This is a genomic window from Paraburkholderia sp. EG286A (genome assembly GCF_040965375.1).
In the GTDB taxonomy this organism is placed as follows: domain Bacteria; phylum Pseudomonadota; class Gammaproteobacteria; order Burkholderiales; family Burkholderiaceae; genus Paraburkholderia.
Map to the genome: position 1 here is coordinate 762,015 of NZ_JBFRCB010000001.1, position 20,858 is coordinate 782,872.

20 protein-coding genes are annotated in these 20,858 nt (G+C 65.9%); 8 read left to right on the forward strand and 12 right to left on the reverse strand.

Features of this window, described 5'->3' with window-relative positions; translation table 11 throughout:
- Nucleotides 1-4 precede the first annotated feature (4 nt).
- The 5 genes from AB4Y35_RS03460 to AB4Y35_RS03480 form a co-directional block, all read right to left on the reverse strand.
- A complete protein-coding gene (locus AB4Y35_RS03460; protein ID WP_368703335.1) occupies nt 5-526 on the reverse strand; it encodes a PRC-barrel domain-containing protein in 522 nt (173 codons plus the stop codon).
- Between the two features lie 133 nt (nt 527-659).
- Complete coding sequence (locus AB4Y35_RS03465) at nt 660-866, reverse strand: hypothetical protein (RefSeq protein WP_368703336.1); 207 nt, start codon at nt 864-866, stop codon at nt 660-662.
- 271 nt (nt 867-1,137) lie between these two features.
- Entirely contained in the window at nt 1,138-1,488 is a 351-nt protein-coding gene (locus AB4Y35_RS03470; protein ID WP_368703337.1) for a response regulator, read from the reverse strand.
- Between the two features lie 167 nt (nt 1,489-1,655).
- Nucleotides 1,656-1,958: a DUF2795 domain-containing protein gene (locus AB4Y35_RS03475; protein WP_368703338.1), complete on the reverse strand. Its 303-nt coding sequence runs from the start codon at nt 1,956-1,958 to the stop codon at nt 1,656-1,658.
- A 140-nt stretch (nt 1,959-2,098) separates the two neighbouring features.
- Nucleotides 2,099-2,401 carry an antibiotic biosynthesis monooxygenase gene (locus AB4Y35_RS03480; protein ID WP_324150797.1) on the reverse strand — a complete coding sequence of 101 codons (303 nt, stop codon included), beginning with the start codon at nt 2,399-2,401 and terminating at the stop codon, nt 2,099-2,101.
- 291 nt (nt 2,402-2,692) lie between these two features.
- Between AB4Y35_RS03480 and AB4Y35_RS03485 the strand changes: the two genes are divergently transcribed.
- Both AB4Y35_RS03485 and cqsA read left to right on the forward strand, forming a co-directional pair.
- Entirely contained in the window at nt 2,693-3,862 is a 1,170-nt protein-coding gene (locus AB4Y35_RS03485; protein WP_368703339.1) for a GGDEF domain-containing protein, read from the forward strand.
- Nucleotides 3,863-4,450: 588 nt separating this feature from the next.
- Nucleotides 4,451-5,752 carry an alpha-hydroxyketone-type quorum-sensing autoinducer synthase gene (gene cqsA, locus AB4Y35_RS03490; protein ID WP_368703340.1) on the forward strand — a complete coding sequence of 434 codons (1,302 nt, stop codon included), beginning with the start codon at nt 4,451-4,453 and terminating at the stop codon, nt 5,750-5,752.
- A gap of 60 nt (nt 5,753-5,812) precedes the next feature.
- On the opposite strand, the gene AB4Y35_RS03495 is transcribed toward cqsA, so the two are convergent.
- The 4 genes from AB4Y35_RS03495 to AB4Y35_RS03510 form a co-directional block, all read right to left on the reverse strand.
- Nucleotides 5,813-6,838, reverse strand: coding sequence for a response regulator (locus tag AB4Y35_RS03495; protein WP_324150790.1), 1,026 nt, complete (start codon nt 6,836-6,838; stop codon nt 5,813-5,815).
- The gene (locus AB4Y35_RS03500; RefSeq protein WP_368703341.1) at nt 6,835-8,196 is read right to left on the reverse strand and encodes a sensor histidine kinase; all 1,362 of its coding nucleotides are present in this window, start codon (nt 8,194-8,196) and stop codon (nt 6,835-6,837) included. Before AB4Y35_RS03500 ends, AB4Y35_RS03495 begins: the two co-directional genes overlap by 4 nt.
- A 284-nt stretch (nt 8,197-8,480) precedes the next feature.
- Nucleotides 8,481-9,302, reverse strand: a complete 822-nt coding sequence (locus AB4Y35_RS03505; protein WP_368703342.1) for an alpha/beta fold hydrolase — start codon at nt 9,300-9,302, stop codon at nt 8,481-8,483.
- Nucleotides 9,303-9,316: 14 nt separating this feature from the next.
- Entirely contained in the window at nt 9,317-10,930 is a 1,614-nt protein-coding gene (locus AB4Y35_RS03510; RefSeq protein ID WP_368703343.1) for a benzoate-CoA ligase family protein, read from the reverse strand.
- A gap of 129 nt (nt 10,931-11,059) precedes the next feature.
- Here AB4Y35_RS03510 and AB4Y35_RS03515 point away from each other — a divergent pair, with 129 nt between their 5' ends.
- From AB4Y35_RS03515 to AB4Y35_RS03535, 5 genes are all read left to right on the forward strand, one after another.
- Complete coding sequence (locus AB4Y35_RS03515) at nt 11,060-12,016, forward strand: helix-turn-helix transcriptional regulator (RefSeq protein WP_133180285.1); 957 nt, start codon at nt 11,060-11,062, stop codon at nt 12,014-12,016.
- A 126-nt stretch (nt 12,017-12,142) separates the two neighbouring features.
- On the forward strand, nt 12,143-13,819 hold the full coding sequence (boxC, locus tag AB4Y35_RS03520) for a 2,3-epoxybenzoyl-CoA dihydrolase (protein ID WP_368703344.1): 1,677 nt from the start codon (nt 12,143-12,145) through the stop codon (nt 13,817-13,819).
- 39 nt (nt 13,820-13,858) lie between these two features.
- Complete coding sequence (boxB, locus tag AB4Y35_RS03525; RefSeq protein WP_368703345.1) at nt 13,859-15,286, forward strand: benzoyl-CoA 2,3-epoxidase subunit BoxB; 1,428 nt, start codon at nt 13,859-13,861, stop codon at nt 15,284-15,286.
- 52 nt (nt 15,287-15,338) lie between these two features.
- Nucleotides 15,339-16,598, forward strand: coding sequence for a benzoyl-CoA 2,3-epoxidase subunit BoxA (gene boxA, locus AB4Y35_RS03530; RefSeq protein ID WP_368703346.1), 1,260 nt, complete (start codon nt 15,339-15,341; stop codon nt 16,596-16,598).
- A gap of 151 nt (nt 16,599-16,749) precedes the next feature.
- Entirely contained in the window at nt 16,750-17,199 is a 450-nt protein-coding gene (locus tag AB4Y35_RS03535; RefSeq protein WP_368688203.1) for a PaaI family thioesterase, read from the forward strand.
- A gap of 31 nt (nt 17,200-17,230) precedes the next feature.
- On the opposite strand, the gene AB4Y35_RS03540 is transcribed toward AB4Y35_RS03535, so the two are convergent.
- Together AB4Y35_RS03540 and AB4Y35_RS03545 are read right to left on the reverse strand one after the other, a co-directional pair.
- Nucleotides 17,231-18,142, reverse strand: coding sequence for a ketopantoate reductase family protein (locus tag AB4Y35_RS03540; RefSeq protein ID WP_368703347.1), 912 nt, complete (start codon nt 18,140-18,142; stop codon nt 17,231-17,233).
- A 61-nt stretch (nt 18,143-18,203) separates the two neighbouring features.
- Nucleotides 18,204-19,061: an NADPH-dependent oxidoreductase gene (locus AB4Y35_RS03545; RefSeq protein ID WP_368703348.1), complete on the reverse strand. Its 858-nt coding sequence runs from the start codon at nt 19,059-19,061 to the stop codon at nt 18,204-18,206.
- 271 nt (nt 19,062-19,332) lie between these two features.
- Here AB4Y35_RS03545 and AB4Y35_RS03550 point away from each other — a divergent pair, with 271 nt between their 5' ends.
- Nucleotides 19,333-20,193, forward strand: a complete 861-nt coding sequence (locus AB4Y35_RS03550) for an oxidoreductase (protein ID WP_368703349.1) — start codon at nt 19,333-19,335, stop codon at nt 20,191-20,193.
- A 9-nt stretch (nt 20,194-20,202) separates the two neighbouring features.
- On the opposite strand, the gene AB4Y35_RS03555 is transcribed toward AB4Y35_RS03550, so the two are convergent.
- Nucleotides 20,203-20,844: a hypothetical protein gene (locus tag AB4Y35_RS03555; protein ID WP_368703350.1), complete on the reverse strand. Its 642-nt coding sequence runs from the start codon at nt 20,842-20,844 to the stop codon at nt 20,203-20,205.
- Nucleotides 20,845-20,858: the final 14 nt, after the last annotated feature.

Below are 20,858 nucleotides of genomic sequence, written 5' to 3' on the forward strand. Positions count from 1 at the left end.
CCCGTCAGAGCTTCACGCCGCCGGCCTCTGGCGGCTCGCGCCCCGGCTCGTCCAGCGGCAGTCTCGCGGCGTCGTCGCTCCAGTACGGCTCCCGGCCGTAGTACTGGTGCACGGAACTGGCCCAGGTGCGATCGGCCATCGAGGGCCATTCGCCTTTGTCGAAGCCCGGTGCGTTCTTCACGCGCTCGGAGTTGAGCGCAATCACGAAGCACTTGCGTGCCGCGTCGAGCGTGAGGGCATTCCACGGCACCGCGAGCAGCTTGTCGCCGATGCCGAGAAAGCCGCCGCTCGACATCACCATGTAGGCGATGCGGCCGCTTTCCACGTCGAGCATGATCTCCTTGACCTTGCCGACTTCGTCGCCGTCCGAACTCATCACGCGGTCGCCGTCCAGCGTACTGGCCGCCATCACGTCGGGGCCGGGGCCACGCGTGTCCGACTGGTCGCGGCCGACGATACGTGCACCGTCGCGTGCGCCTTCGCCGCTGGGCGACGCTGAACCGATCGGGGTTTGCGAGTAGGCCATGATGTTCTCCTTGTTCACGATGAAACACGCACGCCGGGGGTCTCCCGCGCGGCGCGCGCCGGTTATGCAGCAGATTGCGGAAGTTGAGGGCGCAACCATGCGCCCTGGCGGTCGTGGTGGCTCGAAGGAAGATTCAGCTGCTCTTGCCGCCGCCGTCCAGGCCGGCGCCTTTGCGCCACACTTCCTTGCCTTGCTCAGAGAGCTCGCCGCTGCTGTGGGTGGCGTCGGGCTCGGTGCCGTGTACGGCCATATCGCCGCCTGGCGGCTCCGTCGCGCCTTTCTTCTCGCGCTTGCGTTGCGCCACGCGCTCGTCGTGCGAGCGGCCTGCGTATTCGCTCATTTCGACCTCCCTCGGTTATGCGCATCGCATGACGACGCAATGCGGCTAGGGTTCGATCCCGTGCCGGCCCGAAATGGACCGGCCACGCCGATTCCACAGCATCGGTCATGCCGTGGCGCGCGAGACGCGGCTATCGATCGAGAACCGGTCAGGATGCCGAATCAAGGAAACGCCCGCGAACCGCAGCGTTGGGCGCGCCGGTGTCGCGTCAGTCGCTACAACGAGGATGTAAATCGTTCATGCGGCGCAGGAGGCAGGTGGCTCGAGCCTGTCAGGGCGTGGCGACCCGGTGGAGGATGTCGAGCAGTTGCGAAACCGCGAAGGGCTTGCGCAGGAAGCCCACGACGTCGGCGTCGGGCGGCAGGGTGACGAGCGCGGAGACGAGCACGAGCGGCACACCCGCGAGCTTGCTGCTGCGCTTCATTTCGCGCATGAGGGAGAGACCGTCCATGCGCGGCATCATGCAGTCGGAGATCACGACATCGGGAGGGTCGTCGAGCGCGCTTTGCAGGGCATCCGAACCGTCTGCGGCAGTTCTGACCCGATAACCTTCCTGCCCGACCAGTTCCTTGAGCGCGTCGAGCGCGTTCGTGTCGTCGTCGACTAGTAGTACGGTAGCCATACGTTTCTTGCGTGAGCGGCCCGGCAGATCGTGGCGGCTGGGCCTTTGTTCTTCGCGATCGCGTCGCGGCGGGCCGAGGGTGTCCGGCGGCCGTCCCGCAGCGCGCAATTTCTGTTCCCGCGGCGCGCAATTGCGATCCGCGCTCGGCATCGTCGCCGTTTCGTTCGTCATCCTTGCGTCGCCGCGCCGCGTTGCGCGGTCGAGCCGCGCGCGCCCAGTTGCGCCGCGACGATGAGTGCCGAGACTTCGGCAAAGCTGCCGAACGCCTCGTCGGGCAAGCGGCGCAGGGCGTCGATCACGTCGCGCGGCGCGCCGCTGCGCTCGGCGGTTTCGATCAGCGTGGCGGGGTGCGCGGGCCAGGTGACGCGTTCGAGGGCGTGCAGCACGCGATCGCTCAGCGCCTCTGCATTCGAACGCGCCTCGTCAGGGGTGTCATATCGTGCGGCTTCGCAAGCGGAAGCAGGCTTCATCGGCTCCTCCTTCGAAGATCGCGACGTCTCCCGCAGTTGCCGTTCCCGGCGCCCATTACCTGTGCGCGCCGTGCACCGTGGTTACGGGCTGGGAGAGGACGTGGCCGCGCGCACGTCCTCCCGGGCGATCGGGCGGCCGTTCAGGCGGGAAGCTTGTCGGCGAGCACGTCGGCGCGGCGGATCTGCGGCGGCGCGGCCAGCAGTTCGCCTGCGCGCGCCATCAATGCCGCGGCCACCTGGCCGTTCAGATGCGCGCTGCGGCCGGCTTCGTCGTCGAATGCGTCGAAGATCGCAAACGTCGTGGCGTCGAAGCGCACGCCGAACCAGGCCGGCGTGCCGGGCTCCGCATCGACCAGCGGCTTCGCACTCGCGAGAAATGCCGCGAGTTCCTCTTCCTTGCCGGGCTGCGCGTGCAGCTCGACGTACAACGCATGCTGGGTCATGACATGGCTCCTGTTACGTCGTGGCGTCTCAGGCATGGTCGCGGTCCTGCGGGGCGTTCGTCAAGCGCCAGGAGGGCGCGGCGGGTTTTTCCCGCCTGCTGCGTGCAGATTACGATTCGTAGTCCAAATAGAGCCCGGGGGTTTCATGGTTTTGTCTGACTACGCCGGGGGCACCGGCGCGCTTCGGCCGGCCAGCCATGCGGTTTTGAATAAACCTTCTACACGCGGCCAGGGCGAATGTTTTTCAAATTGATGCCGTAAACTCAGGCATATCTTCAGACCACGCTGTACATGCTAGATCCGGTCAATATCCTTCTCGTCACGGTGCTTTCGAGCATCATGAGCCTCGCCATTCTCGGCTCGCTGCGGCCTGCGGGTATTCCCGGTGTCGGGCGGTGGATCGGCGCCTATTTGATGGCCAGCGTGGCGCTCCTGCTCGCGGGCCTGCAACGGCTTGGTTTTCCCATCCTCACCGTGTTCGTTTCGAACACCTTGCTGGCGCTCGCGGTCGTGCGGCTGCTCGAGGGCTGCCGTCAGTTCTTCGGGCTCAAGCCGCGTGTGCCGCTCGCCTACGCGGGAACCGTTGCGCTCGCAATGGGTATTGTGTGGTGGTATTGGGTCACGCCCAGTCTCGGCGCGCGCGTGGCCGTCGTCTCCGCATTTCATGCGGCTATCTACGCGTCGCTCGGCTGGCTCTCGCTGCGTTGCCGCCCGCCTGAGCGCCCCGTGTACAGCTATCGGTTCGTGACCCTCGCGGCGTGGCTGGGCGCGTTCGCGCACGCGCTGCGCGGGGTGATGTACGGCAGCGGCTTCGTGAAGCAGTACGGGCTGCTCGACTTCACGCCGCTCAACGTCGCGTGGCTCGCGCTCGGCATTCTCGTGCTGCCTGCGCTTTCGATCGGCATGGTCCTGCTCGCGCACGATCGCATGGCCGAGCGGCTCGAACGCCTCGCGAACCAGGACGAGCTGACCGGCGCACTCACGCGCCGCGCCTTTCTCGCTCAGGCGAACGCGTCGCTCGAAGCCGCGCGCGAGAAGGGCCAGCGGGTCGCGTGCGCGATTGTCGATATCGATCACTTCAAGTCGATCAACGACCGCTACGGGCACGCCACAGGCGACCGCGTGCTCGCGCAGTTCTGCCGCGTCGTGAAGGGCGGCGTGCGCGTGGAGGACTTGTTCGGCCGCCTCGGCGGCGAGGAATTCGCGCTGCTCTTCGTGGGCATGACCCGTGACGATGTCGTGACGCGTCTCGATGAATTGCGCGTGTTGACGCTCTCCGTGCGCCGCAGCGCCGACGCTCACGCCCGCGAATCCGGCGAGGAGCCCCACGACGGCCTGACGTTCAGCGCCGGCGTGGATGAACTGCGGGCGCAAGACTCGCTCGCCACGTTGATGGCGCGCGCCGACGCCGCGCTATACGTCGCCAAGTCACGCGGGCGCGACCGCGTCGTGGCCATCTGACGATTCCGTCGCTCTCCTCCACGCAATCTATGCGTGGTGAATCAGCGCTCGCGCCCTTTCGCGGTGCGACGGGCAATCCTTGTCGAAACTCCATGCGCTACGCATAGTTGCGCAATGCGAGGCGCTTAACAGCGCTGTTTTTAAACGATAATTATCAATGGCGCGACTGACGTTGCGTGCAGCGTGAAGGCGCTTTCGCTGCATGACGTGCATGTCCAGGTGGCCTGCGTGGCGCGCCTCAAAAATTTTCGGGCGGGCGTTTCTTCCCTTGTAACCAGTGGCGATCACGCGAAGCGGGATTCGTGCGGATATGAAGGCGCCTGCTCCCGGCGCCCCGCGCCCGCATTGGTTTTCTCTCGAGCGCGCTCTGGCGCCGCCGGCCGTGACCACTCCCCGCCGCGCGCCGCGACTCACGCGCTCGCCAGTCATTGCATCAGCCACATTCATAAGTCCGCTGCCGGAATGCGCACGTCAGGCCTCATCGCGCGTGTCGTTTCGTTGCGGGCACATTACGGGCCTGCCTTTCGGAATCCTTCCTGACCAGACAAGTCGCCTCCGGGGCCGGCCTTTAACCACAAGGAGCCTGAGATGAAAGTTGGCAGCAACTGGCGTAACGCACATAACAACGACGCGGCATTGCCCGCATTCCTCGCAGCACGTGTCGATCGCTACTACACCGAGCGCGTGCAGGAAAGCTGGGCCGGGGGCCACATCATGAAGGGACGTGTTGCCGATGCTGATGCCTTGCACCTTTCGAGTAATGACTACCTCTCGATTGCACGCCACCCCGAGATTCTCGATGCAATGTGCATGAGTATCCGCTCGGAGGGCAACGGGCTCCTGATGTCCGGTGTGTTCCTGCACGGCGACGACTGCCCGCAGCTCGCGCTCGAAGACCGCTTCGCGTCATACATGGCGGCCGAAGCGAGCGTGCTGTGCCAGTCGGGTTTTGCCGCGAATACGGGGCTGATCCAGTCGATCGCCAATGCGCAGACGCCAGTGTACGTCGACATGATGGCGCATATGTCGCTGTGGGAAGGCATCCGCAGCGCCGGTGCGCGGGCGATTAGTTTCTTCCACAACGATGTCGATCACCTCGAGCAGCGCATCCAGCGCTACGGGGCCGGGATCGTGATCGTCGATTCGGTGTACAGCACGAACGGCAGCGTGGCGCCGCTCACGGCGATCGCCGAAGTGTGCGCCGAGCACGACTGCGTGCTGGTCGTCGACGAGTCGCATTCGCTCGGCACGCACGGCCCGCACGGTGCGGGCATGGTGGCCGAGCTCGGGCTCATCGACCGCGTGCATTTCCGCACCGCGAGTCTCGCGAAGGCGTTTGCCGGGCGCGCGGGCATCATCAGCTGTTCGCGGCGTTTTCAGGAGTATTTCAAATGCGAGGCGCTGCCCGCCATTTTCAGCTCGACGCTGCTGCCGCATGAAACGGCGGGTCTCGCGGCGACGCTCGACGTGATCGAGCGCGAAGACTGGCGGCGTGCGCGTGTCGCGGCCAACGCGCGTTACGTGCGCTCACGGCTGGCCGAGCTTGGCTACAACCTGAACGGCAGCGAAACGCAGATCATCGCGCTCGAAGCCGGGCCGGAGCCGCAGACGATCGTGCTGCGCGACGCGCTCGAGGCACGCGGCATTTTCGGTTCGGTGTTCTGTGCGCCCGCCACGGCGCAGAACCGCTCGCTCGTGCGGCTCTCGCTCAATGCGGCGCTGTGCGATGAAGAACTGGAGCGGCTCGTCGAAGTGTGCGCGGAGATTCGCGACGAGGTGCAGATGTGGAACTGGCCGTCCACGCGCCGCAACGAACGCAACGCGGGCCGTGCGCGCATGCGTCTGCCGCAGGCCGTGGTGAACATGCCGATGGTGGCCGTGGCGGCCTGAGCCGTGCGCGATTGAGGCGGCATGGAGCGAGACTGCGGTAGCGTGGGGTGCGCCCGGCTATCAGGGCGAGTCCCACGCCGCCTGGATCTCGCGGTCCAGCTGGTCGAGATGCCGGTCGTAGGGCAGCACGTTGTCGAGCGCGAGCCCCGCCGGCTTCTTCACCACGGCGTAGAGATAGCGGCGGTCGCCGTGAAACTCCGATGCGGGGTGCATATACGGCTGCCATTCCGCGCACTGTGACGGGTAATAGCCTTCCGTGCGCCAGAAATAAGGCAGGCTGCGACGGCTGTCGAGCTCGGCCAGAAAGCTGATGGGCGCACCTTGTTCGACGGCGATTTCGCGCACGCCGCGCAGCGATTCGTCGGTGTGAATGACGAGCAGGTACGCGGTGCCGACACCGTCGAACATCAGGAGTCCGTGCGGTTGATACGAGAGATAGTGCTCGACGATGCCCAATGAATCGGCAATGCCCTTCACGTGCGCGGCGAGCGCATGGTCCTTGAGGAAGGCATATTCGGAAACGGCGAGCGCGTCGAGCACCGTGCTGCAGCAGCGGTCGAAATACGCACGCTGCATATCGTCGATCGCCTGGTTCAGCGTTTCCACCGCATCGACTTCATGCTTGCGGATGAAGCGGTCGATCAGCCCTTCGTTGAAGCTCTTCACGGCCACGTGCTCATCGGCTTTGCCGGTCAGCACGATTTTCCTGATCGACGGGTCGGTAATGCGGCGGCAAAACTCCATGCCGTTGAGTTCGGGCATGTCGTAATCGACCACCACGACCGAAACCGACTCGAAGCGCGAAGCGTTATGTACGAGACTACGTATCGCATCGACGCGCATGGCGATGACCTGGTGCGCATCGTTTTCTTCCGTGCGGTCCAGATAGGGGCTGAAGATAGGCTCCGCCGCGCGGTCGTGCGGCGTACGGCCGTTGAGGAATTTCAGCGCCTCGGAAGGCGAACTGAACAGGCGGAAGGCCAGGTCGGGGTCGAGTTGCAGGCTCAGGTTCGAAAGGAACGCGGCGCTGTCGTCGACGAAGGCGACGGTGGTCGGATAGGAGAACGGCTGAATGGCTTTCGTCATGGCGCAGGGAATGTCAAAACGAACTCGGTGTATTCGCCTTTTACGGAAGAGCAGGTGATTGCTCCACCCATCGCTTGCATGACATCGCGGCAGAATGCCAGCCCGATTCCTGCTCCGAGCGTCACGTCATCGGTGGCGGTTGTCGAAGTATAAAAGCGCGTGAAGATGTGCGGCAATACCTCAGGGGAAATACCGGTGCCCGTATCGCTGAAAATCAAACGATTGGCCCTTTGCCCTGATTCAAGACGAATCGAAATCTGCGCGCCTTCGATGCTGCCCATATGCCGGAAGGCATTTTTGAGCAGATTGAAGAGCACGTGAACGGTTAGCATTTCAGATCCGTGGAATTCGAAATCGGGGCGCAGATTGCAGATTACCCGACGCCGGTCGCCTTCGCGAAACGGAAAACGCGCGAGCGCGGTTTCCACGCAATGTACGATCGAACATATCGTTGCGTTTTGCATGTTGCCGCCCGTGAAGCGCGCCGTGGCGAGCAGCATGTCGATGATCGCATTCGAATGCAGTGCTTCCTGTTCGATGCGGCCTACCACGCCTTGCAGGGAATGCAGATGCGCCACGCGTATTTTGGGTACCGGCAAGCGGCTGCGCTGGGCGAGTTGATAGGTGTCGAGCAGCGCGGGCAAATAGCGCATGAGGCCCGCGGCGCCCACGCGGATCGCCACGAGCGGCGTGCGCAGTTCGTGCGCCACGCTGCCCGCCGTGGCCAGCATGGCGCGCTCCTGTTCGATCTGAATGCGGTCCTGATCGTAATTGGCCACCGCGCCGATCGCCACCGCGAATGAAAAGATCGCCAGATGCGTGAGGTAGTTCGGCCCGAGCACGATGGGGTAGGTGGTGAGGCAGTACGCGACCACCGCGAGGCTGATGCCCACGAGGAACTGCAGCACGAGCATGAGCCAGTCGAGCAGCAGCACCATCACGAACGCCGCGATCAGCGCGCTTTCCACCCACACTTCGTTGCCGTTGTTCTTGAGCAGCATGAACGTAAAAAAGAACGGCAGTGCGTAGAGCGTGCAGAAGTACCAGTACCACGGCAGCAGCTTTTTCAGCGCGGCGGGCCAGCGCTCGAACGCGAGGATCGGTATGAACAGAAACGAGCCGATCAGGCGCAGCGTGAGATTTTCATACGGCTGAGGAAAGAGGTCTTTCCAGACGTAGTAGTAAAGCGGGAAGCCCACGCTCGCCACCACGGCGAGCGGGCGCATGCGGCGCTTCACGTATTGCAGGTTGCGCAGCGCGGGCGCGAAGGCGCGCACGAAGCGCGGACGCATCGACGCCCAGGCTCGCCTCAGTCGCACCGAGGTTCTTGAAACGTTCATCAGGATGGAATCGCTCATCGTTCTGGCCGGCGCGCGTGATCCGGCCGGTCTTCTTGCGTCTCGCTTTTTTGGTGCCCCGTTCTGCCATTGGGTTCGCGTGGTCGGACCCCGTCTCCACCCCGCAAAGAAAGACAATATCACCAAAGGATTGCAGCGATGAGGCGGGTTTGGCCCTTAGTTCGGCCTGCGATGGGCTTCGGCGCCGCGTTGACGGGGGAATGTTATGCGCGGTGCATCGATTCGCCCCTGTCTGGAGGCGTTCGATGGGCGCAGGAGGGTCTTGCGGGGGCGCTGGGGTGTGTTCAGGCCGTGGGCTTGCGTGGTGCGGAAACGAATTGCTCGATGCTGTCGTTCAGCGGCTGCGGCGCGTCGCGATGCGGGGAATGGCCGCCCTGCGTGAGCGCGTGGACGCGCGCGTGCGGCACGGCCGCGCCGATCGCTTCGACTTGCGCCATGGTGCCGTAGTGGTCGTCGAGCGCCTGCACGGCGAGCAGCGGCACGCGAATCGACGCCAGCTCGCCGACGATGTTCCAGGACCGGAAGGCGGGATCGAGCCAGATATCGTTCCAGCCGTAGAATGCGGAATCGACATCGTCGTGATAGCGCGCGAGCTTTTCGCGCAAGCGGGTCGTTTCGTACGCAACCTTCGCCTCGCCGATGCTATCGACTGAAACGTCTTCGACGAACACGTGCGGCGCAATCGCCACCGCGCCCGCGAGTGCTTCGGGGAAAGCGGCGGCGTAGAGCAGGGCGATGGTGGCGCCGTCGCTATGACCGATCAACCACATGCGCGCGCGGTCGGCCGCGCTCACGCCAAGCGTGTCGAGCAGCGCGGGTAACACGTCGCGCGCCTGCGCCGACATGAAATCGACCGGCCATTTCACGCCTTGCGCGCGTGGTGTGGAACGCCCGTAACCCGGACGCGAATAAACGAGCCCGCGCATGCCGAGGCGCTCGCAAAGCGCGGCGGGCCAGTCTCTCCACATCGCGATCGAGCCGAGACCCTCGTGCAGGAACACAGCGAGCGGCGCGTCGCTGGCGGCCGCGGCGATCCAGCGATATTCGATGCGCAACGCATCGCGCGTGGACGTGGCGGGCAGATCGGCGAAAGCGCTTTCGTTCATGGCGTTTGTCACTGTCACGACTGAAACTGCTGACGCAGCCGGAAACGCTGGATCTTGCCGGTCGCCGTTTTGGGCAGGTCGTCGACGAACAGAATGTCGCGCGGATACTTGTGCGGCGCGAGCCGCGTTTTCACGAATGCCTTCAACTGGTCGGCCAACGCGTCGTGCGCGGTTTCCATGGCTGTTTGCTTGAGGACGACGAACGCGCAGGTCTTCACGAGCCCGCCCTGATCGACGCCGATCACGGCCGCTTCGAGCACGGCTTCGTGCTGCATGAGCACCATCTCCACTTCGATGGGCGAGACATACTGGCCGCTCACCTTGAGCATGTCGTCGCTGCGGCCCGCATAGACATAGGCGCCGCCCGGCAGGCGCCGGTACTTGTCGCCGCTCCTCACCCAGTCGCCGAGGAAGGTCGCGCGCGACTTCTCGCGATTGCACCAGTACATCACGGCCGCGCTCGGCCCGCGGATGAAGAGGTCGCCGATCTCGCCGTCGGCCACGAGTGCGCCGGTCTCGTCGCGCAGTTCGATTTCGTAGCCGGGCACGGGGCGGCCCGTGGTGCCGTATTCGACCGCGCCTGGCCGGTTCGAGAGGAAGATGTGCAGCATTTCCGTGGAGCCGAGGCCGTCGAGAATGTCGCTGCCGAAGTGCTCCCTGAAGCGCTCGCCCAGTTCGCGCGGCAGCGCTTCGCCCGCGGAGGTGCACACGCGCAGCGCGACGTCGGCGCGTGCGGGGAGATTGGGTGAGGCCATCATGCTCGCGTAAAGCGTGGGCACACCGTAGAACACCGTGGGCCGGTGCTGCACGAGGCGCGCGAATACGGCGCTGGCGGTGGGGCGTTCGGCCATCAGGATCGTGGTCGCGCCGACCGAGAGCGGAAACGAAAGGCCGTTGCCGAGGCCATAAGCGAAGAACAGCTTGGCTGCCGAAAATACGATGTCGTTTTCGCGTATGCCGAGTATCGGCTTCGCGTAAGTCTCGACGGTCCAGTAGAGATTGGCGTGCGTATGCACCGTGCCTTTGGGCTTGCCCGTCGATCCCGACGAGTACAGCCAGAATGCGATGTCGTCACAACCCGTTTGCGCGGCGCGCGGGGCGGGCTCGGCGCGTGCGATCAGATCGGCGAGGACGTGTTGGGGTTCGTGAGAAATGGACTGCGACGCAGGCAGGGAAGCGGGCTGCGAAACGATTAACTGGCAGTCCTCACATTGGGCTTCGGCCAGCGCGGCGCTCACGGCGGCCAGCACCGCGCCCGACGCGATCGCCACGCGCGCACGGCTGTGCGTGAGCATATACACGTAGTCGGCCGGTGTGAGCAGCGTGTTGACGACCACCGGCACGATACCCGCATAGAGCGCGCCGAGAAACGCAATCGGCAGCTCGACGGTGTCGAGCATCACGAGCAGAACGCGCTCTTCCGTGTGGACGCCTAGCGCGCGCATGGCGGCCGCGAAGCGGCGGGCCTGCGTTTCGAGTTCGCCGTAGTTCAGCGCGAGCGTGTCGTCGATATACGCGGTTTTCGCAGCGCGCGCGGCGTTGAGCGAGAACAGGTGTGTGGCGAAGTTGAATTGCGCGGGCGGCGGCGCGGCCGCGGCGTGTTCCTGCGACGCTGCTGGGATGGGCACGGTGTTGTCTCCGCTCAGTCTGATTCGATCCGATTTGTCGTCGATCAACCTTTTCGCGGAAAATTAGCCGTTAGCAAAATGCATGTCAAGCACTATAGTACACAAACACGGGTTCAGGGATTCCCTAAGATGAAGCAAACTTACATTGCCGAGCCGCCGGCGGAAGCCGCCGACGACGCTTCGCGCGGCGAGCGCACCGAACGCGATCCGTTCCTGACCGCCATGGGCGAGCGCGTACGCATGCTGCGCGCGCGGCGCGGCATGACGCGCAAGACGCTGGCGGCGGAAACCGGGCTCTCGGAGCGGCATCTGGCGAATCTGGAGTCCGGGGTGGGGAATGCCTCCGTGCTGGTGCTGCGGCAGATCGCGACCACGCTGAACTGCCCGCTCGCCGAGGTGATCGGCGACGTCACGACCTCGTCGGCGGAATGGCTGCTGATCCGCGAGCTGCTGCAGGGGCGCGATCCGGCGGCCTTGCAGCGCGCGCGCGTGGCGCTCGCCGAGATGTTCTCGCACACGAGCGCCGACCCGCACCGCAACGAGCGCATCGCGCTCATCGGCCTGCGCGGCGCGGGCAAGTCCACGCTCGGGCGCATGCTCGCGCAGGAGCTGAAGGTGCCGTTCGTCGAGCTGACGCGGGTGATCGAACAGCTGGCGGGCTGCCCGCCTTCGGAGATCCATTCGCTGTATGGCGCGAGCGCTTATCGCCGCTACGAGCACCGGGCGCTCGAGGCCGTGATCGCGGAGCACCCGCGCGCCGTGATCGCCTCGCCGGGCGGCCTCGTTTCCGAGCCCGCCACGTTCAACGTGCTGCTCGCGCATTGCTTCACGGTCTGGCTGCAGGCCGCGCCCGAAGAGCACATGCGCCGCGTCGTGGCGCAGGGCGACCTGCGGCCCATGTCGGGCAACTCGGGCAACAGCGAGGCGATGGACGACCTCAAGCGCATCCTGGCCGGCCGCAGCGAACTGTATGGCCGCGCCGACATGACCTTCGACACCAGCGAAAAGACGCTCGCCGACGCCTACCTGCAACTGCGCGACCGGCTCGCCGCCCGGCTGGCCGCGGAGGCGCCCCGCATCGAGTGAGTGGCGGGCGCGGACTGCGGCATCGCGGGTTTACCCCTTTCATGCATTAAAATGCACTAATGTACTTTACATGAGCAATCCATTGCACTATCGTTCATTGAAATGATGTGTAGACAGGAGACGCTCATGGCCGCAGCCGAAACCGCCGTCGCCCCGCAGCGGGTCGATTACCGCACCGATCCCTCGCAGTACCGGCACTGGAAGCTCACGTTCAACGGCCAGGTGGCGACGCTCGGTATCGACATCGCCGAGGACGGCGGCATTCGCGACGGCTACAAGCTGAAGCTGAACTCGTACGACCTCGGCGTCGATATCGAACTGCACGATGCCCTCCAGCGCATCCGCTTCGAGCATCCGGAAGTGCGCACGGTCGTGCTGACCAGTCTGAAGGACCGCGTGTTCTGCTCGGGCGCCAACATCTTCATGCTCGGCCTCTCCACTCACGCCTGGAAGGTCAACTTCTGCAAGTTCACCAACGAAACGCGCAACGGCATGGAAGACTCGTCGCGCCATTCGGGCCTGAAGTTCATTGCAGCCGTGAACGGCGCGTGTGCCGGCGGCGGCTACGAACTCGCGCTCGCCTGCGACGAGATCATGCTCGTGGACGACCGGTCGTCGTCGGTGGCGCTGCCGGAAGTGCCGCTGCTCGGCGTGCTGCCGGGCACGGGCGGCCTCACGCGCCTCACCGACAAGCGCCGCGTGCGCCATGACCGCGCCGATATCTTCTGCACCGTGGTGGAAGGCATTCGCGGCGAGCGCGCGAAGGCCTGGCGTCTCGTGGACGACGTCGTGAAGCCGAACCAGTTCGGCCAGGCCGTGCAGGCGCGCGCGCTCGAGCTGGCCGCCGCGAGCGATCGTCCCGCAGACGCGCAGGGCATTGCGCTCCCGCGCATCGAACGCGTGGAGCACGACGGCGGCCTGAGCTATGCCACCGTCGAAGTGGCGATCGACCGCGCGAAGCGCATCGCGACGTTCACGGCCAAAGCGCCCGCTACGGCGCCTGTTTCGGATCTCGAATCAATCGTCGCCGCCGGTGCATCGTGGTGGCCGCTGCAGTTCGCGCGCGAGCTGGACGACGCAATCCTCTCCATGCGCACCAACGAGCTCGACATCGGCACGTGGATTCTCAAGACCGCAGGCGACGCCCGCACCGTGCTCGCCGCCGACGCCGCGCTGCTCGCGCACCGCGACCACTGGTTCGTGCGCGAGACCATCGGCATGCTGCGCCGCACGCTGGCGCGCATCGATGTCTCTTCGCGTTCGCTGTTCGCGCTGATCGAGCCGGGCTCGTGCTTCGCCGGCACCTTCGCCGAACTCGCGTTCGCCGCGGACCGCACGTACATGGCCGCGCTGCCCGCGAACGAAGACGAAGAACCGGCCATCACGCTCTCCGAAGCGAATTTTGGGCTCTATCCGATGGTCACGCATCAGTCGCGCCTTGCGCGGCGCTTCTATGAGGAAACCGAACCCCTCGATGCCGTGCGCGCGAAGATCGGTGAAGCGGTCAAGCCTGTCGAGGCGGAGCGCCTTGGCCTCGTGACAGCTTCGCCCGACGACATCGACTGGCCCGACGAAATCCGCCTCGCGCTGGAAGAGCGCGCTGTCATGTCGCCCGACGCGCTCACGGGCCTGGAGGCGAATCTGCGCTTCAACGGGCCGGAGACCATGGAAACGCGCATCTTCGGCCGGCTCTCCGCGTGGCAGAACTGGATCTTCAACCGGCCCAACGCCGTGGGCGAGAAAGGCGCGCTCAAGGTGTACGGCAAGGGCAGCAAGGCGCAGTTCGACGTCGCCCGCGTTTGATAGCCGTCTCCGCCAAGGCGTTTGCCACAAGGAACCGCAATGTCCACGATCAATTACAGCGAAAAGATCCCGAACAACGTCAACCTCGCCGACGACCGCGCGCTGCAGCGCGCGCTCGAACAGTGGCAGCCGAACTTTCTCTCGTGGTGGGGCGACATGGGCCCCGACGGCTCGCACGGCTACGACGTCTACCTGCGCACGGCGGTGAGCGTCGACGCGGGCGGCTGGGCGCACTTCGACCATGTGAAGATGCCTGACTATCGCTGGGGCATCTTCCTCACGCCGGGCGATGCGGACCGCAAGATCCATTTCGGCGCGCACAAGGGCGAGGCGGCGTGGCAGGACGTGCCGGGCGAGCACCGCGCGAACCTGCGCCGCATCATCGTCACGCAAGGCGACACGGAGCCCGCCTCGGTCGAGCAACAGCGCCATCTCGGCCTCACCGCGCCTTCCATGTACGACCTGCGCAACCTGTTCCAGGTGAACGTGGAGGAAGGCCGGCACCTGTGGGCGATGGTGTATCTGCTGCATCGCTACTTCGGCCGCGACGGTCGTGAGGAAGCCGAAGCATTGCTGGAGCGCCGCTCGGGCGACGACGACAACCCACGCATTCTCGGCGCGTTCAACGAGAAGACGCCCGACTGGCTGGCGTTCTTCATGTTCACGTACTTCACCGACCGCGACGGCAAGTTCCAGCTTTCGGCGCTGTCCGAATCCGGCTTCGACCCGCTCGCGCGCACGACGAAATTCATGCTGACCGAAGAGGCGCATCACATGTTCGTCGGCGAGTCGGGCATCTCGCGCGTCGTGCAACGCACCGCGCAGGTCATGAACGAACTGAAGACCGACGACGTGAACCGTTTGCGCGCCGCGGGCGTGATCGACCTCGAAACGATCCAGCGTTACCTGAATTTCCACTACTCGGTGACGATCGACCTGTTCGGCGCCGATCACTCGTCGAATGCCGCGACCTTCTACAGCTCGGGACTGAAGGGCCGCTACGACGAGACCAAACGTGACGACGACCACCAGCTCGAAGGCCAGCAGTACCGCCTGCTCGACGTGCAGGACGGCAAGCTCGTGGAGCGCGAAGTGCCGATGCTCAACGCGATGAACGAAGTGCTGCGCGACGACTACATCAAGGACTCGATTGCGGGCGTGAACCGCTGGAACAAGGTGCTGGAAAAGGCTGGCATCGATGCTCGCCTCAGCGTGCCGCACAAGGCCTTCAACCGCCAGATCGGCACCTTCGCGGGCGTGCGCGTGTCGCCGGACGGCCGCGTGATCGGCGAGACCGAATGGGCCACGAACGAAGCGAAATGGCTGCCCACCGCGGAAGACCGCGCCTACGTGGCCTCGCTCATGGGCCGCGTGATCGAGCCGGGCAAGTTCGCCAACTGGATCGCGCCGCCGGCCATGGGCATCAACCGGCAGCCGATCGATTTCGAATACGTACGCTTTAACTGAGGGGAGCGGCGGCGCGCAGCCACGCGTATGCGCGCCGCGGTGGGAGACAATCATGAACGGTCCGCTACCCGTGGAAATTCTCAGGCAACACCTGATCGATCCTGAAATTTGCATACGCTGCAATACGTGCGAGGAAACGTGCCCGGTCGACGCGATCACGCACGACGGCACCAACTATGTGGTGAAGGCCGATGTCTGCAACGCCTGCATGGCGTGCGTGCCGCCTTGCCCGACCGGCGCGATCGACAACTGGCGCAACGTGCTCAAGGCCGAGACGTACAGCATCGACGAGCAGTACACGTGGGACGAGCTGCCCGCGCAGAATCCATCGGTGGGGGCGCCAGTCGTTGCGCAGGAAGCGGGCGATGCGGCGAGCGTTGCACAAGCGGCGCCGAATGCCGCCGATGCACCGGTGGGCGGCTCCGACATGGTGCGGGGCTCGACCGTGCCGCCGTGGTCGGCGGCGCGCCCCTATGTCCAGCTCTACACGCACAAGGCGCCCACCACGGCGACCGTGGTCGGCAACTATCGCCTCACCGACGACGCCACCGAAAGCGACATCCATCACATCGTGCTCGACTTCGGCACCATGCCGTTCCCGGTGCTGGAAGGCCAGTCCATCGGCATCCTGCCGCCGGGCGCGACCCCTGAAGGCCGGGTCCATCACGCACGCCAGTATTCGATTGCGAGCCCGCGCGACGGCGAGCGCCCCGGCTACAACAACGTTTCGCTCACGGTGAAGCGCGTGACGCGCGATCACAGCGGCAACGCAACCGATGGCGTGTGCTCGAACTATCTCTGCGATCTGAAGAAGGGCGACGTGGTGACCGTGATCGGGCCGTTCGGCAATACCTTCCTCATGCCGAACCATCCGAACTCGCATCTGCTGATGATCTGCACGGGCACCGGTTCCGCGCCCATGCGCGCGATGACCGAATATCGCCGCCGCCGCAGGCTCAAGGGCGCCACCGGCAAGCTCATGCTCTTCTTCGGCGCGCGCACGCAGCAGGAGTTGCCGTACTTTGGACCCCTGATGAATCTGCCGAAGGATTTCATCGACACGAACCTCGCCTTCTCACGCACGCCGGGCCAGCCCCGGCGCTATGTGCAGGACGCCATGCGCGAGCGCGCCGTGGACGTCGCGCAACTGCTCAAGGACGGTAACACGCATGTCTACGTCTGCGGCTTGAAGGGCATGGAAGATGGCGTGCTGCAGGCGCTTCAGGAGATCGCCGAAAAGCACGGCATGGGCTGGGAGGCGTTGTGGGAGCGCCTCAAGCGGGAAGGGCGGCTACATCTCGAGACGTATTGAAACGTTCGGTGCAATGAATCGAGGCCTGAATCGAAACAGGTGAGAGGTTCGCGAAAATTTAAGCACGATCGTTCGAAAGGCGTTACGATGGCGCATCGCATAGGCGCACACAGTCACGAACAGACGCGCGCCATAGACGGAGATCGCCTCGATGAACCTCGTTGCTGAAATGCCCGCCGGACTGACCGGCGTCGAACAGTTGCAGCGCATGCTGCACGGGAGCCGTGGCCCGGCCATCGGCGAAACGCTCGGCTTCAGGCTGGTCGAAGTCGAGGAGGGCCGCGTCGTGTTCGAGGGCACGCCCGGGCTGCACGTGTACAACCCCATCGGCACGGTGCACGGCGGTTATGCGGCCACGCTGCTCGATTCCGCGTGCGGGTGCGCCGCGCACTCGCGGCTCGGCGCGACTCAGGGCTACACCACGCTGGAACTGAAGGTCGCGTACCACCGGCCCATGACCGCCGACACCGGCACCGTGCGCGCAGAAGGGCGTGTGCTCAGCATCGGCCGCCGCGCGGCCTTCGCGGAGGCCAGCATCACGGATGCGCAGGGCAAGCTCTACGCGTCCGCCACTTCCACCTTGCTCGTGTTCGACCGCTGACGCAGCGCGAGCGATGCATGAGCGGCGCGCGCTAGATCGCTGCGCGCGCCTTGTCCTCGATGAGCCGCACGAGCGTCTGCAGCATCCGGTTCGCGGGCGTGGGCACGCCAAGCGCCGCGCCGCGTTGCACGACATAGCCGTTGAGATGATCGATCTCGCTGAGCTTGCCGCGCGCGAGGTCTTGCGCCGTCGACGAGTATTGGCCCGGCATGGTCTGCGCGATGCGCGTCACCGCGCTGTCCATGTCCGGCGGCAGCGTCACGCCGTCGGCCTGCGCGACGGCCATGCATTCGCCCACGATGTCGCGCATCGTCTCGCTCACGCCCGCACCCTTCACGAGACGCCCATAAGGCAATTGCGTGATCGCCGAAAGCGCGTTGTACGCGCAGTTCACGATCAGCTTCGCCCAGAGCGCGCCGCGCACATTCGGTGAGATTTCCGTGGGCACGCCGGCGTCGATCAGTGTGCGCGCAGCGGCGTCGCTCGAACGCGAAGGCTCGATCACCAGCTCGCCGCGGCCGTGATGCCGTACGTGGCCCGGCCCCGCCATCTCCGTGGCGACATAGACCACGGCGGCCGCCACGTCCTGCGGGATCACCGTGCGCAGGCGCTCGGCGTTATCCGCGCCGTTCTGCAATGTGAGCACGAGCGTGTCGGCGCCCAGGTGCGGTTTGATCGCGGCGCCCGCGCTTTCGGTATCGGTCGACTTCACGCAGAACAGCACGAGGTCCGCGCCCGCCACGGCGGCGGCTTCGGTGCTGGCCGTGAGATGCGGCGCGCCGATGCGCTCGTCGAACTGCTGCGCTTCGAGGCGCAGCCCGTCGCGCGTAATGGCCTCGACATGCTGAGGCCGGCCGATCAAGACCACATCGTGTCCCGCGCGCGCGAGCATGCCGCCGAAAAAGCAGCCTACTGCGCCTGCGCCCATGACGGCGACTTTCATTTGCGTCTCTCCTGTGTGGCGTGCTTCGTTGCCTGAAATGTCCCGCGGCGTGCCGGTGCGTTCAGCGCAGCTCGAAGCCGAGGGCGTTGAGCGCGTCGCGCAGGCGGTCGCGGCCGTGCAGCGACTCGCGGCTGCGCCAGCGCGCGAGCGATCGCACGGTCCAGCCTGCCGCGCTCAATCCCTGGGCGGTCTGGAAGCCGCCCATGACTTCGTCGTAGCGGGCAATCGCGGCTGCCTGCGAAGGCGCGTCGTATTGCTCGCGGTGGAGCACGACCTCCTGCGGCAGGCGCGGCTTCACATCCGCAGGGCGAGTTTCGTCGGGATAGCCCACGCACATGCCGAATACGGGGAGCACGCGCGGCGGCAGGCCCAGTTCCGCGGCCACCTGCTCAGGCTGATTGCGGATGCCGCCGATATACACGGCGCTCATGCCGAGCGATTCGAGCGCGACCACGGCGTTTTGTGCAGCGAGCGCCGCGTCGATCATGCCGACGACGAGCGTCTCCATGTAGTGCAGACCTTCGACGCTCGCCCCGCTGCGCGCGCCGGCCGCTTCGAGGCGCGAGAGGTCCGCGAGCCACACGAGAAAGAGCGGCGCGGCGCGAACGTGCGACTGGCCGCCCGCAAGCTCGGCGAGGCGCGCCTTGCGTTCGGGGCTTTCGATGGCAACCACGCTCCACGTTTGCAGGTTCGACGAGGTCGAGGCCGATTGCGCCGCGGCGATCAGCGTTTCGAGCGTGCCAGCGGGCAGCGGACGGTCTGCGTAGTTGCGCACCGAGCGGTGCGCGAGCAGCGTGTCGAGCGTTTCGTTCCAGGCCGGCAGCGGCGCGGACCACGGCGTGCCATAGCGCGCTTCGAGGGCGCGCACGGCATCGGCGAGATCGGCAGCGGGTCGTGCGGGCGTGGTGACGGTGGACATCGGGTTTCTTCTCCGGCAAATGACAGTGGATGCGTGGCGCTGAAATTCGGGGCGCCAGGCGCCGTATGGTACATGGGACGGGCGATCGGCGCAGGCGTTCATCGGCGCGGGCCCACGGACCCACGGGCGCGCCAGCAGAGTTCTTGCGTGACCGGTATCATCAAAGGCTGCGCATGCGTTCGAAAGCGACCTGCTTCGTGCGGCGGCGCCATCTTCCGCTTTCCCCTGTCTTCGGCAGCCCTGTCTGCCCCTTCTTCCGGGAGGCCTTCCCATGTCCGTTGATTCCCCGAATGCGTCGCCGGTCTGGTTCGTGACCGGCTGTTCGACCGGCTTTGGCCGCGAGCTCGCCCGCGCGGTGCTCGCGCGCGGCTGGCGTTGCGTGGCGACCGCACGCAACAAGGCGTCGCTCGACGATCTCGCGCCCGAGGCCGGCGACTGCCTGCTGCCCGTCTCGCTCGATGTGACCGACGCCGCGCAAATCGACGCCGCCGTCACGGCCGCGCAGAAGCAGTTCGGCGCGATCGACGTGCTCGTCAACAACGCGGGCTACGGCTATCAGAGTTCGATCGAGGAGGGCGAGGAGCGCGAGATCCGCGCGCAGTTCGACGCCAACGCGTTCGGCCTGTTCGCGCTCACGCGCGCGGTGCTGCCGGGCATGCGCGCGCGCCGCAAGGGCCACGTCGTCAACATTACGTCGGTGGCGGGGCTCGCGGGCTTTCCGGGTTCTGGCTACTACGCGGCCTCGAAACACGCCGTGGAGGGTTTCTCCGATTCGCTGCTGGCGGAAGTCGCGCCGCTCGGCATCAAGGTGACCTGCGTGGAGCCGGGGCCGTTTCGCACGGACTGGGCAGGCCGCTCGCTCGTGCAAACGGCGAACCGTATCGACGACTACGCCGAAACGGCGGGCGCGCGGATGCAGCGCACGGCGCAAGGCAGCGGGCATCAGCCGGGCGATCCGGTGCGCGCGGCGCAGGCGATGATACGCATCACGGAAACCGACAAGCCGCCGCGGCATCTCGTGCTCGGTGCATTCGGCGTCGATGCGGTGGCGAACCGCTTGCGCGCGGCGCTTGCCGATATCGAGGCGTGGCGCGAGTTGAGCCTCGGCACGGACTATCCGGCGAAGAGTTGAGCCGGCGGCTCACGCCGTGGCGATCATCAGCGTGCCGGTTGCCACGAGCGCCCCGCGCCAGAGCCAGTCGAAGTTGATCCAGCCTCGCCGCAGCACGCCAAGACCGAGATACTCGTAGGCGAGCAGCGCGATGACGGCCGTGGTGGCGAGCGTCGTGGCGGTATGCAGCGCGGTGAACGCAAACGAAAGCGCAAGCGGGTTCGCAAGGCCCGCCGCGCTGCCCGCCCCACCGCACAGCGGCAGCATGGCGGGCATCAGCATGAGTCCCGCGCCGTGCAGCGTGGCCATTAACGCGGACCACGCCACAAGCCCGGCAAAGCCCACGGTCATCCCCACGCGCACGCGGTGCCGATGCCCATACGCGTACTGCCATGCGGCCCACGCGATCAGGAGTGCGCCCAGGCACCCGTGCAGCGCCGCGCCCGGCAGATGCGCGCCCAGCGCCGCCGTGGAACTCGTGAATAGCAGAATGGACGCGGCGTGACCGAGCGCGATGGGCGGCAAGGCGAGCAGCAACGCCGTGCGGCTGCCGCGCTGCAGCCCGAGCGCGGTCGCGAAGAGCCAGCCCATCGCCGGATTCACGCCGTGGAAGACGCCGCTGCCCACCACGGCTGCCCAGGTGCCCCAGTGCGCGCCGAAGACCTCCTCCATATCGTGCTCCGCGC